Source organism: Rothia mucilaginosa (genome assembly GCF_964211445.1).
Classification (GTDB): Bacteria; Actinomycetota; Actinomycetes; order Actinomycetales; family Micrococcaceae; genus Rothia; species Rothia mucilaginosa_E.
This window is the reverse complement of sequence record NZ_CAXOQT010000019.1, coordinates 18,316-31,667: the sequence shown is the minus strand read 5'-3', so window position 1 is coordinate 31,667 and position 13,352 is coordinate 18,316. Positions and strand designations below refer to the sequence as shown.

Annotated in this window: 10 protein-coding genes; 7 read left to right on the top strand and 3 right to left on the bottom strand. The window is 60.6% G+C overall.

The window, feature by feature from the left end; translation table 11 throughout:
• Positions 1–42 precede the first annotated feature (42 nt).
• The 3 genes from dps to AB8E48_RS05965 form a co-directional block, all read right to left on the bottom strand.
• Entirely contained in the window at positions 43–540 is a 498-nt protein-coding gene (dps, locus tag AB8E48_RS05975) for a DNA starvation/stationary phase protection protein Dps (protein ID WP_294627814.1), read from the bottom strand.
• Between the two features lie 310 nt (positions 541–850).
• Positions 851–1,507, bottom strand: coding sequence for an HAD family hydrolase (locus AB8E48_RS05970; protein WP_368886092.1), 657 nt, complete (start codon positions 1,505–1,507; stop codon positions 851–853).
• Between the two features lie 18 nt (positions 1,508–1,525).
• Positions 1,526–2,209: an NAD(P)-dependent oxidoreductase gene (locus AB8E48_RS05965; protein ID WP_368886091.1), complete on the bottom strand. Its 684-nt coding sequence runs from the start codon at positions 2,207–2,209 to the stop codon at positions 1,526–1,528.
• A 273-nt stretch (positions 2,210–2,482) separates the two neighbouring features.
• Here AB8E48_RS05965 and clpB point away from each other — a divergent pair, with 273 nt between their 5' ends.
• The 7 genes from clpB (at position 2,483) to AB8E48_RS05930 (ending at position 13,061) form a co-directional block, all read left to right on the top strand.
• Complete coding sequence (gene clpB / locus AB8E48_RS05960) at positions 2,483–5,092, top strand: ATP-dependent chaperone ClpB (RefSeq protein WP_368886090.1); 2,610 nt, start codon at positions 2,483–2,485, stop codon at positions 5,090–5,092.
• 158 nt (positions 5,093–5,250) lie between these two features.
• Positions 5,251–6,219 carry a Sir2 family NAD-dependent protein deacetylase gene (locus AB8E48_RS05955; protein WP_368886089.1) on the top strand — a complete coding sequence of 323 codons (969 nt, stop codon included), beginning with the start codon at positions 5,251–5,253 and terminating at the stop codon, positions 6,217–6,219.
• Positions 6,220–6,391: 172 nt separating this feature from the next.
• Positions 6,392–7,624 (top strand): excalibur calcium-binding domain-containing protein, encoded by a 1,233-nt coding sequence (locus AB8E48_RS05950; protein WP_368886088.1) that lies wholly within the window; start codon positions 6,392–6,394, stop codon positions 7,622–7,624.
• A gap of 315 nt (positions 7,625–7,939) precedes the next feature.
• Positions 7,940–9,010, top strand: coding sequence for an excalibur calcium-binding domain-containing protein (locus AB8E48_RS05945; RefSeq protein WP_368886087.1), 1,071 nt, complete (start codon positions 7,940–7,942; stop codon positions 9,008–9,010).
• A gap of 315 nt (positions 9,011–9,325) precedes the next feature.
• Positions 9,326–10,033, top strand: a complete 708-nt coding sequence (locus AB8E48_RS05940) for a DUF4956 domain-containing protein (protein ID WP_296545564.1) — start codon at positions 9,326–9,328, stop codon at positions 10,031–10,033.
• A 130-nt stretch (positions 10,034–10,163) separates the two neighbouring features.
• On the top strand, positions 10,164–11,084 hold the full coding sequence (locus AB8E48_RS05935) for a polyphosphate polymerase domain-containing protein (RefSeq protein WP_296545563.1): 921 nt from the start codon (positions 10,164–10,166) through the stop codon (positions 11,082–11,084).
• A gap of 234 nt (positions 11,085–11,318) precedes the next feature.
• Positions 11,319–13,061, top strand: a complete 1,743-nt coding sequence (locus AB8E48_RS05930; protein WP_368886086.1) for a carbohydrate-binding domain-containing protein — start codon at positions 11,319–11,321, stop codon at positions 13,059–13,061.
• Positions 13,062–13,352 lie beyond the last annotated feature (291 nt).

Below are 13,352 nucleotides of genomic sequence, written 5' to 3'. Positions count from 1 at the left end.
TATGGCTCGCGCCATGATGAGACTGCCGCTTAGATATGGGGCTTAGATATTGCCTTCGCCGTTCTCCAGGAACGCGCGGATGAACCACTGGAACTTCTCCAGCTCAGCGGTCTGGCCAATCAGCAGGTCCTCGGTGACGGGGTCGGACTCGCCAGCGAAAGCAATAGCCTTGCGGTGGTCCTCAATCACGCGGGTGTAGACATCGTTCAGGGCGTGCAGGTGGTCGGCAACGCGTGCGCGGCCAACGGGGTAGTCCTCGACGGAGCGCTGTGCAACCAGTGCGCCAGCCAGACCGTTGGGGGTTGCGCCCAGGGTTGCCATACGCTCTGCGATGGCGTCAACGAACTCGCGGACGGTGTCGACCTGGGGGTCAATCATCTCGTGAACGGCGATGAAGCCGGGGCCGGTCACGTTCCAGTGTGCGTGCTTCAGCAGCAGGTGCAGGTCGTTCAGGTCGTGCAGACGTGCCTGGAGAACCTCAGAAATGCCCTTGCCTTCTTCGAGGGTCAGGCCGGGTGCGGTGTAGTTTGCGAATGCCATGATGGTCTCCTTCTTGATGCTGTGATGTTTTTGGTTCGGTGGGATTTGTGCGCCCCGCCGAATCGTTATTATGAGTAAATCATTTTAAGGAGCCGCTGTCAAGGTTATTTTGAGTAATTCGTAATAAATTGTCATCTGAGTGTTGCGCCAACCTTAAACCCTCGCTCAAAAGCCCCGCCCAAACGCCCGCGGCTCACCGCCCAGGTATACACAAAGGGTGGGATGCGCGGTATCTCGTGTCGCGCATCCCACCCTTTACGGTGAAGCGTATTCAGTTTTCTACAGAGCCTCCACTCTGCGAACCAAGCGGCTATGCCAGTGCACGCACTGCCTGTAGGGTCAGCTCCTCATGCTTGAGGCGCACAGTGCCCAGCTCCGCCGGAACCTCCAGCTCGCCCGGCACAACAATGACACGCATGCCCGCCGCGGTTGCGCTGCGCACGCCCGAAGGGGAATCCTCGAGAGCCACGCACCGAGTCGGATCAACACCCAGACGCTCTGCCGCCAAAAGATAGGGCTGCGGGTCCGGCTTGGGGTTGGTGGTCTCATCGTTGCCAATAACCACTGAGAACGTGCCCTCGGGAGCCGCGTTTGCGGTGCGGCGCGCTACGGAAGTGGTCGCATTGGTGACGACAGCCGCCGGAATCTGCGCCTCGCGAACCTCCGAAAGGAAACGCTCAATACCGGGCAGGAACTCAACCGGCTGATGCGCCAGAGCATCATGCACCTTCGCCACAAGACGTTCATTAATCTCTTCGTCCGGCAGATCCACGCCGCGCTCGCGCAGGCGATCCAGGGTGAACTGCATGGACAGACCCAGGCAATCGAGGGTGTCCTGCTCGGTCCAGGTGCCACCGAAATCTGCAGTGAGAGCAACCTTAGCGGCTGCCCATACGGGTTCGGTGTCGACCAGGGTTCCGTCGTGGTCGAAGAGAATGGCGGCGGGGAAGGTGTTCGTAGTCGTCATGTCATTAAGCCTACCGGTTTATTTCTGGGGTGACCGCAGGACAGCATTCCCAATCGTCACCAAAAAATCTGTGCCCGCGTTCTGGGGGTTCTCGGCGATAGTGAGCAGTGCATCGGCAACGTCCTCACGGGCAATCGTTGGAATGCCCGGAGTTCGCCTGACACTCGCCATATCAAACACCTTCACCCCGCCCCTACCGGGCTTATCGGTCAGCCTGCCCGGGTGCGCCCGCGAAATATACGGCTGATATTCGGCGACCAGGGCGTCCGCCTTAACCTTGTCGGTGAAAATGCCGCGCATGATGACCTTGCATGCCAGGCGCATGGGCAGGGATGCGGTTCGTACCGTATCACCCACACCGTAGGCGCTCAGCAGAACGCAGTGCTTCACGCCTGCGCCCGTGACCGTCTGCATGATGAGTGGCAGGCGCTCCTGTAGGAACGTACTGTGAAGGAACTCTCGCACCGTGGCCTTCTGTCCCAGGGCGCTCACCATGACGTCCTGCCCGGTGGATGCTGCGGCGAGCTGTTCGGCATCGTTGAGGTCGCCGGGGGTGATGGTGAGGTTCGGGTGGGTTCCCAAAAGTGTGCGTGCCTTATCGGGGTTGCGCACGTAGGCGGTGACTGCGTGCCCCTCCTCGAGGGCTTTGCGGGTGAAGAGGCGGCCGGTGCGGCCGGTTGCGCCTAGAACCAGTATTTTCATGTGAGCTCCCAACTTGGGCTGTAGCTGTTGTGGGGGCTTGTAGCGCCCAATTCGGTCAGTATAACAATGCGGTTTCGACTGGGGGCTTTCGGTTGAGGCTCTTTCAAGCGGGGTTTTGGCTAGGGCTCAGAACAGTGCGGGGTGAAAAACGAAAAAAGTGGAGAAAATTTTTTGAAAAGTCCTTGCGAAACATAGTTGAGTGGAGTAGACTCAAGTTATGTAATGCGAAGGGACATAGGATAGTCCCCTGAAAGCACGATACGAAAGGACATCATGGATATTAAGTTCACGACCAAGAGTCAAGAAGTTATCTCCGCCGCTAATACCAATGCGCAAACGGCGGGCAACCCCACTATTGAAACCTGCCACATTCTCAAGGCCCTGATGGATCAGCGCGAAGGCATCGCAGTCTCCGTGCTGAAGGCCGCAGGCCTGGATGTAGACGCCATCTCCGAGGCTGCTTCCGCAGAAATCAAGAAGCTGCCCAAGGCATCTGGCTCATCCGTGCAGAACGCCTCCTTCAGCCGTTCCGCACTCTCCGCCCTGCAGACCGCGCAGACCCGCGCCCAGGGCTTCGGAGACACCTACGTCTCCACCGAAATGATTCTGCTGGGCATCGCCAGCGGAACCGATAGCACCGCTGAAGCAATGCACAAGCTTGGTGCTACCGCAGAGCTCATCGCGCAGACCATCCCCAACGTCCGAGGAGACCGCACCGTGGATACCCCCGACCCCGAAGGCACCTTCCAGGCACTCGAAAAGTACGGCACCGACCTGACCGCCATTGCCCGCGCAGGCAAGCTTGACCCGGTCATCGGCCGTGACTCCGAGATTCGCCGCGTCGTGCAGGTGCTCTCCCGCCGTACCAAGAACAACCCCGTTTTGATTGGTGAGCCCGGCGTCGGTAAGACCGCCGTGGTCGAGGGCCTGGCACAGCGCATGGTTTCCGGCGACGTGCCCGAATCCCTGCGCGGCAAGACCCTGATTAGCCTGGACCTGGGCTCCATGGTCGCAGGTGCAAAGTACCGCGGCGAGTTCGAGGAGCGCCTGAAGGCAGTCCTCGAGGAAATTAAGAAGTCCGAGGGTCAGATCGTGACCTTCATCGACGAGATTCACACCGTCGTCGGTGCTGGTGCATCCGAGGGTTCCATGGATGCGGGCAACATGCTCAAGCCCATGCTTGCCCGTGGTGAGTTGCGCCTCATCGGTGCCACCACCTTGGACGAGTACCGTGAGAACATCGAGAAGGACCCCGCCCTGGAGCGCCGCTTCCAGCAGGTGTACGTGGGCGAGCCCAGCGTCGAGGACACCATCGGTATTCTGCGTGGTCTGAAGGAACGTTACGAGGCGCACCACAAGGTGCAGATTGCTGACTCCGCGCTGGTTGCCGCAGCCACCCTGTCCAACCGCTACATTCCCTCCCGTCAGCTGCCGGACAAGGCAATTGACCTGATTGATGAGGCAGCATCCCGCCTGCGCATGGAAATTGACTCCGCACCGGAGGAAATTGACCAGCTGCGCCGCGCCGTGGACCGCCTCACCATGGAGGAGCTGGCTCTTGCCGACGAGACCGATCCCGCATCGGTTGAGCGCCTGGAGGCCCTGCGCAAGGACATGGCGGACAAGAAGGAAGAGCTCGACGCCCTCAACGCCCGTTGGGAAGCTGAGAAGGCAAGCCTGAACCGCGTGGGTGACATCAAGACCCAGATTGACGAGCTGCGTTCCCGCGCAGAGGTCGCACAGCGCGAGGGCAACCTCGCCGAGGCATCCCGCCTGCTGTACGGTGAGATTCCGGCAAAGCAGGCTGAGCTGGAAGAAGCACAGCGCGCCGAGGACACCGCTAAGAGCGAGTCCATGGTTTCCGAAGAGGTCACCGCGGACGATATCGCCGAGGTGATTTCCTCCTGGACCGGCATTCCCGCAGGCCGCATGATGCAGGGTGAGTCCGAGAAGCTGCTCGAAATGGAGAAGCGCATCGGTGCCCGCCTGATTGGTCAGGAAGACGCAGTGGTAGCTGTCGCTGACGCCGTGCGCCGCGCTCGCGCCGGTATTTCCGACCCGAACCGCCCGATTGGTTCCTTCCTGTTCCTGGGCCCGACCGGTGTCGGTAAGACCGAGCTGGCTAAGGCACTGGCTGAGTTCCAGTTTGATGACGAGCGCGCCCTGGTGCGTATCGACATGAGCGAGTACTCCGAGAAGCACACCGTTTCTCGCCTGGTCGGTGCTCCTCCCGGATACGTTGGCCACGAAGAGGGCGGTCAGCTGACCGAGGCCGTGCGCCGTCGCCCCTACTCGGTGGTCCTGCTCGACGAGGTTGAGAAGGCACACCCCGAGGTCTTCGACATCCTACTGCAGGTGCTCGATGACGGCCGCCTGACCGACGGTCAGGGCCGCACCGTGGACTTCCGCAACGTCATCCTGATCCTGACCTCGAACCTCGGCTCGCAGTACCTGGTCAACCAGGACCTGCCCTTCGACGAGCGTTCCGAGAAGGCTATGGAGGTTGTGCACCAGGCATTCCGCCCCGAGTTCCTCAACCGACTGGATGACATCATCATGTTCCAGCCCCTGTCGGCTGAGAACCTGGGCCAGATTGTGGGTCTGCAGGTCAAGAGCATGGCTAAGCGCCTGGAGGACCGCCGCCTCACCCTGAACGTGACCGACGCGGCCCTGGAGTGGCTGGGTAAGACCGGCTACGACCCGGCATTCGGTGCCCGCCCGCTGCGCCGCCTGGTTCAGCGCGAAATCGGCGACCGTCTGGCTCGCGGCATCCTCTCCGGTGCCATCCACGACGGCGACACCGTGACCGTGGACGTGAACCCGGACGTTGCCAGCGACGGCCTGTCGGTGACCTCCGAGCGTGAGCAGAAGTCCGAGGACTAAACTCAACCGGTTAGTCGGACGGACCTGATTAGCTCGGCGGGCTTAGCCTGTGGCTGAGTTTGCCAGTTCGAAACCATAAGAAATAGGCTGTGGGGTACCCTCGAAAGGGGGTGCCCCACAGCCGTTTAATGTACTAAATCACAGAGCATGGGAGAAGAATGGACCGCTGGACCGACCACCAGAACTTCGCCGCCGCCGGTGAACAGCGCGAAGAAATCGCCTCCGTGCACAGGGCCGCGATTCGTTCCATCCAGCGCGTTGTGGCGGATACCGCCGAACCCCACGAGGAGGGGTACGCCGCCGAGGGCATCGCGCGGCTACTCAAGTCCGGTAAGGTTCTCGTGCTGACCGGTGCCGGCGTGAGCACCGAATCCGGCATCCCCGACTACCGTGGCCCGGGCGGATCCCTGCACGACCACCGTCCCATGACCTACCAGGAATTCCGTTACGATGATGCTGCCCGTCAGCGCTACTGGGCGCGCTCCTACGTGGGTTGGCGCCGCATGCGCCGCGCCCAGCCGAACCGTGCCCACTACGCGCTCGCCGAGCTCGAGCAGCTGGGCGCTATCAGTGGCGTCATCACGCAGAACGTGGACGGCCTGCACTCCCGCGCTGGAAGCCGCAATCTGTTGGCCCTGCATGGCGACCTATCGCGCATCGTCTGCCTGGACTGCGGTCAAGACGAGGGGCGCGAAAGCCTCGATGCGCGCCTGGACGCGGCGAATCCCGGCTACCTGGCGCGCCTTGAAGACGAAGATTTGCGCGTGAACCCCGACGGCGACGTGGAACTGGACGAGCACTACATCCGCGACTTTCAGATGGTGCCCTGCCTCGCCTGCGGCTCGACTCGCCTCAAGCCGGATGTGGTGTACTTTGGCGAATCCGTGCCCGCCGAGCGTAAGGCACGCAAGGACGCCATGCTCGCCGAGTGCTCGGCGCTGCTGGTGGTGGGCTCCTCAGTGGCGGTCATGAGCAGCTACAAGATTGTGCTGGAGGCTCTGCGCTCCGGCAAACCGGTTGCCGTGATTAACGGTGGCCCGGGCCGCGCCGATGCGAAGGCAACCTACCTGTGGCGCTCCGGCGTGGGTGAGGCGCTTGAGCTCATGCTTGACGAGATTGACGACTAGGTGGCACCGGCACGACTGGGTAACGCTGGCACCCGGCGAATTTTGCCGCGCGTGCACTGACCCGTAGCTGGCCCGTCGTTATCTGCACGAAAGTGCTATTTTGTGTTGCAAGTCATTGCAAATAGCTCCTGGACAGGCGGATATACCCACCATGCGGGGATAAAATGATGGGATGGACATTCGACACACTATCACTCGCTTCGGTGCCACCGCCCTGATTGGCTGCGGCCTGGTGGTCACCGCAATCCCCGCAACGTTCGCTCAGAACGGCGAAGAGTCCGTCACTCACGTCTACTCCGACAAGGCGACTTCCCACATTTCTGAGGTCTGGTACAAGGGTGAAACCCTGAAGGTTACCGGTGAGGGCTTCCTGACCCAGGACGGCACCTCCGGCTCCATCATCGCTATTAAGCTGAACAAGGGCTCCGTCAAGATTGACGGCAAGGACTACCTGGAAGTTAAGGCTGACGAGAAGGGTAACTTCTCCGTTTCTATTCCCTGGCAGAGCGATCTGGATGAGCGCATCTCCGTGGACGTCTACCTGCTCTCTGGCTCCCTGAAGGACAACGACACCGCTCGCGGCGGCAAGGCTGCGACCGTGAAGATTGAGGCTCGTTCCGTTCAGGAAGCAACCCCCTCCGCTACTGCGAGCGCTACCGCTTCGGTGAGCCCTTCGGCGACCGCGAGCGCTTCGGCTTCCGTGGTGGCTACCCCCTCCGCTTCTGTTGCGTCCTCCGCATCTGCTACTCCTTCTGCTTCGGCTACCGCCGCTGAGGATGCTGTGGCGTCCGTGGATGCCAAGATTAAGAACCGCGCCGATGAGAAGGCTTCCGCTACTGCTTCGGTGAGCCCGCCGGCTACCGCGTCGGCTTCCGCTTCTGTGGTTGCTACCCCCTTCGCTTCGGCATCGGCTTCCGCTTCGGCCACTACTGAGCAGAGCGTATCCGTTGCTAACGATGCGAAGGATCAGCTGGGTGATTCCACCTCTGCGACCGAGCAGGTGACCGCTTCTGCTGAGAGCACTCGCTTCGCGAACTGTGCAGAGGTTGCGGCTGCTGGCCTGGCACCCATTCACAAGAGTCACCCGGACTTCCGTCAGAAGTTCGACAACGACAAGAATGATTGGGGCTGCGAGGTTATCAACAGCGAGGTGACCGACGGTTCCTCTTCCAACGGTTCCTCTTCCAACGGTTCCTCTGGTTCTTCCTCTCGTAACTCCGGCGGCCTGGACAACCTGGGTAGCGGTTCCTCCTCTTCGAGCAACTCCACCTCCAGCCGCGCTCAGCGCTCTTCCCTGGCGAACACCGGTGCTTCCAACGCCTTCACCATTGCTGGTCTGGGCCTGGTAGCCCTCGGCCTGGGTGTTGCTGGCGTGTCTGCTGTGCGTAACCGCAAGAACTCCTAAAACTATTGCCGCCGCCCGGTGCGGTGCGTGAGAGTCCCCTCTTCTGAACGCTTTTGAGCGTTTGGGTGGAGGGGATTCTCGCGTTTAATGGGGCGGTTTTTGTTGGTGTGTTGTGTCGGTAGGGTGGGGTATGTACTTGTTAGTTTTTTCAAGGTTAGGTTGAGGCTTTAGGGGTGCACGGCGGTGTAAAAGGTCTCTATAGTTCAACCATGCCTTCAATAAACCTTCAAGAAAAATATGTTTTGTGAGTCAGGTCATGGCAAATTGGCTTCTTGGGAGCCGGTATCCCAAGCTTCGCTCGTTAGAATGGGGGGCATGAACATTCGAAACAACATCGCACGCATTGGTGCCACTGCCCTGATTGGCTGTGGCCTGATTGCTACTTCCGTCCCCGCAACCTTCGCTGTTGAAGGCGCGCCTCAGACCGTTCACACCTACGCAGACTCTGCACAGTTCCTTGCTCCCGACACCTGGTATGAGGGTAAGGACCTGAACATTGGTGGCGAGGGCTTCAAGACCGCTGACGGCACCTCCGGTTCCGTTCTGGCTCTGAAGCTGAACAAGGGCGCCGTTAAGATTAACGGCCAGGACTACCTGGAAATCCACGCTGATAGCGATGGTAACTTCTCCGCCACCATCCCCTGGCAGGAAGAGCTGCACGGCAGCGTTTCCGTTGACATTTACCTGCTGTCCGGCTCCCTGAAGGACGGTGACGTTCCCCGTGGCGGTAAGGCAGCTACCGTGACCATTAAGGTCGCAGAGCAGCCCGCACCGGCTCCCACCGAGGACCCGACCCCCGCTCCTTCCCAGGATTCGACCCCGGAACCCACCCAGGATCCCACTCCCGAGCCGTCCAAGGATGCAACTGCTGAGCCGACTACCGAGGCTCCCAAGCCTGCTGAAGAGACCTCCGCACCCGCAGTTGAGGACGCTAAGGAAACCAAGCCCGCTGAGGACCAGAAGCCTGCCGAAGAGCAGAAGTCTGAGGATCAGAAGTCCGATGAGCAGAAGTCTGACAGCGAGCAGCACTTCCGTTTCCAGAACTGCGCCGACGTTGAGGCTGCAGGTCTGGCACCGATTCACAAGAGCCACCCGGATTACCGCGAGAAGTTCAACGCTGACGGCGACGACTATGGTTGCGAGCAGCCCGTTGACTACGAGAACTCCAAGAAGTCTGACAGCATCAGCCTGAGCTCCGGCTCGAATGACAACCTGGGTTCCGGCGACAACCTGGGCTCCGGTTCCTCGAACGCATCCTCCAAGAGCTCTTCTTCCCTGGCTAAGACTGGTGCATCCGGTGCAATGACTGCTGCTGGTCTGGGCCTGATTGCTCTGGGCGCAGGTGGCGCGACCATCGTTGCAACCCGCATGCGCAAGAAGGCTTAATAGTGCCTAGTCGCTAAGCTTTTAGCTACTTTGATGGGCTCCCTCCATATCGGAGGGAGCCCATTTTTTGTGCCTTTTGAGGCTGTTAGGGATGCTGGGAACGGCGCGAAAGAAGCAAAAAATTACGGACAAATAGCACCACTGACAAGGCTGTTTATCGGAGACGCATAACACTTATCTCTAAGTTAAGGCGAGCACAGGGTAAACACAGACTCGCACGGGAATCTAGATACTACAAAGAACGCACAGCCCGAAGCTGAAGAACAGACAGCGACGAGCACCGCGAATCTCACGACACGACATCTGGAGCACCCAATGAACATTCTGACCATGGCACTCGCCGATGCTATAGCCATCGCAGCGCTCTGCACCCTCTACATGGTGCGGCACCGCAACCGCGAACTGATGATTTCCTACGCGGTCATCAACGCCGGTATTTTCACCGTCTCGGTGGCGCTGGTATCCGCCGGATCGAACGCATCCGCCATGGGCATGGGCCTCTTCGGTGTCCTGTCGATTATCCGACTGCGTTCCACCGCCCTGAGCCAGCGCGAGGTCGGCTACTACTTCGTAGCCCTCTCGGTCGGCATGATCGCAGGTGTGAACATCAGCCCGGCGTACATCGCCTTCGCCCTGATGGCTACCCTGGTCGCCCTGATCGCGATTCTTGACTCGCGCAGCGCCCCGATTTCTACGGAATTGACTCAGACCGTCACCGCCGATCGCGCGATCAGTGACGAGGAGGAGCTCAAGGCATACCTGACCGCTCGCCTGGGCTACACCGTCACCTCGGCGAAGATTACCGAGCTGGACATGGTGAACAACCTGACCCGCGCCACCGTCACCTACCAGCCCAAGGAAACCCCCGAAGGCGGCACCCCCGCAGCGGTGGAGGCGGCAGCACCGCAGGTAACCGCAACCCGCCAGCCTGTAGCAACTCAGCCGGTAGCGCCCACCGCCGAGGCGCACGCCACGCTGGATACTCGGATGGTTCCCCTCCAGCGCATGCCGGTTGGTAAGTAGCAACAAGCTCGAAGCCTCCGATTCACTCCAACCGCACAACCATCCCAGATACCCACGACACGCCGCCCTAGTGCACAGCCCAACGCACAACCTAGCGCACCGGGGCGGCACCCCAGAAGGACGAAGACCCATGACTAACGCAGCCGCAAACATCATCCCCGCAGAGTGGAAGAGCATCAGCCTCGAAGCCATGAACGAGAAGGCAGCCATGCAGACCCGTGTGGACCGCAAGTACATTGTCGACGCAGAAACCGCCGCCAAGGTACTCTCCACGCTCGACGCAGATGCCTCCGTCATGGAAATCGATGGCCAGCGCGACTTCGCCTACGACTCGGTCTACTTCGACACCCCGCAGATGCAGAGCTACCACTCGGCAGCCTACAGCCGCGACGATACCTTCAAGATTCGTACCCGTAGCTACCTGGACTCGAAGCTGACCTTCCTGGAGGTCAAGACCGACGGTGAGCAGGATATGACCGTCAAGAAGCGTATCCCGTACACCTTCGAGAAGCGCGATACGCTCACCGCGGAAGGCCACGAGTACATCACCGCAGCACTTGGTGACATCCTCGCGGGTCCCGTGCACAAGCTCGAGGCGGTCCTGACTACCGGCTACCGCCGTACCACGGTCTTCCTGCCGCAGAGCGAGAAGAACCCGGTCGCCTCCCGTATGACCGTAGATAACGCCCTGACCTGGACCCCTCTCTCTGAGAACATCCTCATGGCGGGCGTGAACTACCGTAACTTCCACGGCAACCTGGTCGGCACCACCTACGGCCTGCCGAACGCGGTCATCATTGAAACCAAGTCCGGTGTGGAGCCCTCCGTGGCAGACCAGCACCTCTGGGATGCGGGCATCACCCCCGCGAAGATTTCCAAGTTTGCAACCGGCATGGCGGCGCTGAACCCGCAGCTGGCAAGCAACAAGTGGGAAGAAACCCTGAAGAACTGGATGCACCTGGAACCGGTCAACGGCACCCGCCTCAATCTGGATGACATGACCGAAGAGGACTACCAGAAGCTGCTGACCGAGCATTTCGCAGCCGCCTAAACGGCAACCCGCCTAAACGGCAACCTGGGATGCGCGGGTAGGGTAGCGCACCTACCTTACCCGCACCCCCAGCCCCCTAACCTATAACCCTCCGAACAAAACACAACACTGGCTTTATTCGCCCCACACAGGCAATAACCGCTCTCACACATATTCACATTTCACATACAACCTGTACCCCCACCTGTGGCGCGAGCTCTCCGCGAGTAGTCACCCAAACACAAAGGAAAACCCGTGAAAAAGAGCAATATGATCAAGAGCGCAACCTCCATTACCCTCCTGGCAGCCCTGGCGTTGACCGGCTGCTCGGCAACCTCGACCTCGAACGCTAGCGCTTCGAGCGCAACCACGACCTCCGCTTCGAGCACCTCGGATACCACGTCGAAGGTGGCGGACTCCTTCTCCACCGACGTGAAGAGCGGCGCGAAGCTCGCCGAGGACACCCACTACTCCGCGAAGGATCTGACCTGGGATTCCTCCAGCGAAGTTACTATCGATCTTTCTAACCCGACCGCGACCGACGGCGTGACCGTCAGTGACGGCGTCATCACCATCACCAAGGCGGGTAACTACCGCCTGAGCGGCACCTATAGCGGCCAGGTCAAGGTTGAGGCAGCCGACAGCGACATGGTCCGCCTGATTCTGAACAACGCGACCATCACTAACTCCACCGGCGCGGTAATCAACGTGGTTGAGGCGGACGAGGTCGTTATCTACACCGCCTCGGGCACCACCAACACCGTCTCTGACGGCTCCTCCTACTCCGATACCGCCAGCGGCAGCCCCGACGCCGCCATCTACTCCAAGAGCGACCTGACCCTGGCGGGCGAAGGCACCCTGAAGGTTGAGGGTAAGTACGAAGAGGGTATCCACACCACTGACGGCCTGGTTATTGCCTCCGGCACCCTGGAGGTGAACGCGGCAAACACCGGCATCAAGGGTAAGGACTACGTCGATATCCTGGACGGCACCGTCACCGTGACCGCAAGCCAGGACGGCATCAAGGCAACCAACGACACCGACGGCAACCGCGGCTGGGTACGCCTGAGCAGCGGTACCGTGAACATCTCCGCAGGTGACGACGGTTTCAAGGCCGAGCGCGTGCTTGAGATTTCGGGCGGTACCCTGAACATTACCCAGTCGAACGAGGGTATTGAGGCGCAGTACATCAACATCTTGGACGGCACCGTAAACGTGACCAGCTCGGATGACGGCATCAACGCCTCGTACAGCACCACCAGCACTAGCTCGACCGGTACCGAGTCGGCTTCGACCTCCACCACGCAGACCAACCAGACAGCGCAGAATACCCAGACTACGCAGAATACCCAGAGCGGCCAGGCTGCACCGGGTAACGCGGCACAGGGCGGTCAGGCTCCGGCAGGCGACCAGGCACCGGCAGGCGGCCAGGCACCCTCCGGTACCATGGGTCAGCCCCCGGCTGGCGGTGGCGCAGGTGGCGGTATGGGCGGTGGCGGCGGCACCTTCGAGGTCGTCGACGCAACCATCAACATCACCGGCGGTACCGTCACCGTGAACGCGAACGGCGACGGCATCGACTCCAACGGTACGGCAACCCTCTCGGGCGGCACCCTGGTCGTGAACGGCCCCTTCACCGGCGGTAACACCTCCCTGGACACCAACGGCGACCTGCTGCTCAACGGTACGACCGTGAGCGCGGCGAACTCCGGTGACATGTTTGAGGCGCCCGCAACCTCCTCCACCAGCGGTTACGTGAAGATCAGCAACGTATCGAACCTGAGCGCCGGCACCACCGTACAGGTGACCGACTCCTCCGGTAACGTGGTGGCGAACTACAAGGTGACGAACTCCAGCACCGCACTGATCCTGGTCTCCAGCTCCAAGATCACCAAGGGCGAGAGCTACACCGTGTACACCACCACCGATAGCGTGGATGCCTCCAGCACCACCCTGGCGTCGAACGCCACCTCGCTGGGTTCTTTCACCGCCAGCTAGCGGCTCCCTTGCCGCAAGCTAAGCGGTAGGAGCTGCCCCCCTAAGCTCCGTGCGGGATGTCATGACCCGCACGGTACCCTCTCCGAACCCGGTCTTGTGAGTGAGCCGGTGGGAGAGACACTCGCCCCGCATCGGATGTAGCGATACGTCCGATGCGGGGCTATGTGTTATCTAGGGAGTTGGCGTCTGGTGTATAAAAGGCTACCGGTGCAAAATAAAACGGTTGTTCCGGTGCGAAGAAGTGCTTTGATACGTAAAATAGGTGCCGCTGAGCGAGACATTCAGGGCTGA

Excerpts from the sequence above, each read along its gene's own strand:
- AB8E48_RS05955 (WP_368886089.1), top strand. The coding sequence starts at position 5,251 with ATGGACCGCTGGACCGACCACCAGAACTTCGCCGCCGCCGGTGAACAG.
- clpB (WP_368886090.1), top strand. The coding sequence starts at position 2,483 with ATGGATATTAAGTTCACGACCAAGAGTCAAGAAGTTATCTCCGCCGCT.
- AB8E48_RS05935 (WP_296545563.1), top strand. The coding sequence starts at position 10,164 with ATGACTAACGCAGCCGCAAACATCATCCCCGCAGAGTGGAAGAGCATC.
- AB8E48_RS05940 (WP_296545564.1), top strand. The coding sequence starts at position 9,326 with ATGAACATTCTGACCATGGCACTCGCCGATGCTATAGCCATCGCAGCG.
- AB8E48_RS05970 (WP_368886092.1), bottom strand. The coding sequence starts at position 1,507 with ATGACGACTACGAACACCTTCCCCGCCGCCATTCTCTTCGACCACGAC.
- dps (WP_294627814.1), bottom strand. The coding sequence starts at position 540 with ATGGCATTCGCAAACTACACCGCACCCGGCCTGACCCTCGAAGAAGGC.
- AB8E48_RS05965 (WP_368886091.1), bottom strand. The coding sequence starts at position 2,209 with ATGAAAATACTGGTTCTAGGCGCAACCGGCCGCACCGGCCGCCTCTTC.
- AB8E48_RS05950 (WP_368886088.1), top strand. The coding sequence starts at position 6,392 with ATGGACATTCGACACACTATCACTCGCTTCGGTGCCACCGCCCTGATT.
- AB8E48_RS05945 (WP_368886087.1), top strand. The coding sequence starts at position 7,940 with ATGAACATTCGAAACAACATCGCACGCATTGGTGCCACTGCCCTGATT.